This is a genomic window from Micrococcus sp. ACRRV, assembly GCF_022346985.1.
Lineage (GTDB): Bacteria > Actinomycetota > Actinomycetes > Actinomycetales > Micrococcaceae > Micrococcus > Micrococcus porci.
On the sequence record NZ_JAKRNH010000175.1, the window covers coordinates 1 to 2,516 of the forward strand.

At 70.0% G+C, this 2,516-nt stretch carries 4 protein-coding genes; 2 read left to right on the plus strand and 2 right to left on the minus strand.

Annotation, left to right across the window (positions count from 1 at the left end; all coding sequences use genetic code 11):
• Window positions 1-120 (plus strand): integrase core domain-containing protein (locus MHY29_RS11815; RefSeq protein ID WP_239241475.1); only part of this gene is annotated, 120 nt, incomplete at its 5' end.
• 303 nt (window positions 121-423) lie between these two features.
• Window positions 424-648: a hypothetical protein gene (locus MHY29_RS11820; protein ID WP_239241472.1), complete on the plus strand. Its 225-nt coding sequence runs from the start codon at window positions 424-426 to the stop codon at window positions 646-648.
• A 132-nt stretch (window positions 649-780) separates the two neighbouring features.
• Here MHY29_RS11820 and MHY29_RS11825 read toward each other — a convergent pair whose 3' ends face one another.
• Together MHY29_RS11825 and MHY29_RS11830 are read right to left on the minus strand one after the other, a co-directional pair.
• Complete coding sequence (locus MHY29_RS11825; RefSeq protein ID WP_239241473.1) at window positions 781-1,626, minus strand: alpha/beta fold hydrolase; 846 nt, start codon at window positions 1,624-1,626, stop codon at window positions 781-783.
• Window positions 1,627-1,713: 87 nt separating this feature from the next.
• Window positions 1,714-2,481: a DUF72 domain-containing protein gene (locus tag MHY29_RS11830; RefSeq protein WP_255718937.1), complete on the minus strand. Its 768-nt coding sequence runs from the start codon at window positions 2,479-2,481 to the stop codon at window positions 1,714-1,716.
• Window positions 2,482-2,516: the final 35 nt, after the last annotated feature.

Consider the following 2,516-nt stretch of genomic DNA (forward strand, 5'->3'; position numbering starts at 1 on the left):
GAACGCCGAGACGCCCTCCCCGACTGGCTCCACCACTACAACCAGCATCGCCCCCACAGCGCCTGCGGGAACCAGCCGCCCTTCTCACGATTGATCAACGTCCCCGGACAGTACATCTAGGTAGTGGCGTCCTGAACGAGTCCGGAGATGAATGGTGTGGCCGGGTTGTTGGTTCGAATCCAACCGGGGGAGCCGAGCAGAGGCCCCTGCACCGACCATGTCGGTGTGGGGGCTTCTTCGTGCCTGGAGGATGACCGGACTGGTGCGCGATCAAGTGCCAGCTGGATCGGGCCGCCTGCCTGACGTCGGACGGGACCGGGGCACGACGCCGTCGGCGACGTTGGAGGCGCAGGAGAAAGTGTGCCTTCCCGTAGCCTGGCCGTTCGTGGTGGAGCAGGTCTGGGATCTGCTCGGCTTCGGTAGGTGCGCGTCGCCGTGGAGGGAGCTTCGTCGATGACGGTCATCGGGATCATCTGGCTCAGTGAGCTCACCCTGGTGAGTGGAGTGGCCGTGCGCGGCCTCCTGCTCACCCACCTGCCGTCCGGAATCGACCCGTTCCGGGCCGTGGGCCTCCATCTGGGGGCAGCCGCGCTCAGCGGCTTCATCCTCCACGTGCTGACGCGCGGTTCTGCCAGCCGGGCGGCCTGATCCCACCCTCCGGGTGATCACCGCGTCGTCGGATCGAACCTGACAGGTCGGCGTCGGCGCCGCGGGGGCGGCATGCACCACCCCCACGAGCGCCGTGTCGCGTCCCGCACTCGGATGCGCCCGCCCGCGCCCTCACTCCGCCAGGAACTCCAGCAGGATCCGGTTGAACTCCTCGGAGTGGCTGATGCTGAATCCGTGTGGGGCGTCCTTGACCAGTTCGACGCGGCTGCCGTCGATCGCCTTGTGCGTCCGCTTGCCGGAGCCCTTGAACGGCACGATCTGGTCGGCGTCGCCGTGCAGGACCAGGGTCGGCACGGTCACCGCCGGCAGGTCGCGGCGGAAGTCGGTGGCTCCGAACGCGTCCATGCAGGCCAGCGCCGCCGTCTGGTCGGACTGCAGCGCCATCCGGATGGCCTCCTGGCGCTGCTCCTCGGTGACCTTGAGGCTGCTGGTCAGACCGGCCAGCTTGGGGGTGGAGAAGAACGTCGTCGTGAAGTCGTCGAAGAACGCCTCGCGGTCCTTCTCGAGGCCCGCCCGCATCTCGGCGGCCTGCTTCTCGGTCAGCGGGCCGTCGGGGTTGTCCTCGGTCTTCAGCAGGTACGGGGGCACCGCGCCGGCGAACACCACCGAGTGGATCCGGTCAGCGCCGAACCGGGACATGTGGCGCGCCACCTCGCCGCCGCCCATCGAGAAGCCCACGAGCGTCACGTCACGCAGGTCGAGCTCGGTGAGCAGACCGTGCAGGTCGGCGGTCATCGTGTCGTAGTCGTAGCCGCCGGCGGGCTTCTCCGAGGCGCCGAAGCCGCGCCGGTCGTAGGTGATCACGCGGTAGTGCGGGGACAGGGCTGCGACCTGGTCCTTCCAGGAGTCGAGGGTCATCGGCCAGCCGTGGATGAGGACGACGGGACGCCCGTGGCCGGCCTCCTCCACGTTCAGCCCGATCGTGCCGTGGTCCGTGGGGATCTGCATGAGGGTCATGTGCGTCTGCCTTCCTGTGCTCTCGGGGGACGACGGCGGCGCTCAGCCACCGCTTCCTCCTCACGCTAGGCATGCGCTCGGCACGTGTCAGGCTCCGGTCTCCGCCATCCTGCGCAGTGTCAGCGCGTTGAACCCGGCGTGGCCGTGGTTGTCGTTGTTGAAGTAGACGTAGGCGGGCCGCGCGCCCGCCGCGTCCCCGGCCGGGCCGCCGTTGTCCGCGCCGGTCAGCACCCGCAGCCGCCCCACCCAGGGGGCGAGCTCGGCGTCGGAGAACGAGCCGCCGTAGCGCCAGTCCGGGTCCGCGTTGTGGAAGCGCACGTAGGCGAGGCGGCCGGTCGCGCGCAGCACCGGCTCCCGCCCGGCGATCACCGAGACCACGAACCCCGCCCCGTGCCGGTCGAGGAGGTCGAACACGTCCTCGTCCAGCCAGGACTCGTGCTGGACCTCCACCGCCACGCGCACCCGCTCGGGCAGCAGGCCGAGGAACCCGGCGAGTCGGTCGTCGTCGCGGTGCAGGTTGGCCGGCAGCTGCAGCAGCAGCGGCCCGGCGTGGTCACCGAGCAGGTCCAGGGTGTGCACGATGCGCTCCACCCAGTCCTGCGGCTCGTTGAGCTTGCGGTAGTGGGTGAGGTAGCGGGAGGCCTTGACGGCCATCTCGAAGCCGGCGGGCAGGCGCTCGCGCCATGCCTCGACGGTGCTGTCCGCCGGCCAGCGGTAGTGGGAGCCGTTGAGCTCGACCGTCCGGAAGCGCTCCGTGTAGTGGTCGAGCTGATCGGCGATCCGCTGCCCCTGCGGGTAGAAGGTCCCGCGCCAATGCTTGTAGGTCCAGCCGGAGGTCCCGATCCGCACGTCCATCCCCCGACGATAGCCCCGGCCCGGGTCCCCGGGTC

Bases quoted from the DNA above. Each gene is read 5' to 3' on its own strand.
- MHY29_RS11830 (WP_255718937.1), bottom strand. From the start codon at position 2,481: ATGGACGTGCGGATCGGGACCTCCGGCTGGACCTACAAGCATTGGCGC.
- MHY29_RS11825 (WP_239241473.1), bottom strand. From the start codon at position 1,626: ATGACCCTCATGCAGATCCCCACGGACCACGGCACGATCGGGCTGAAC.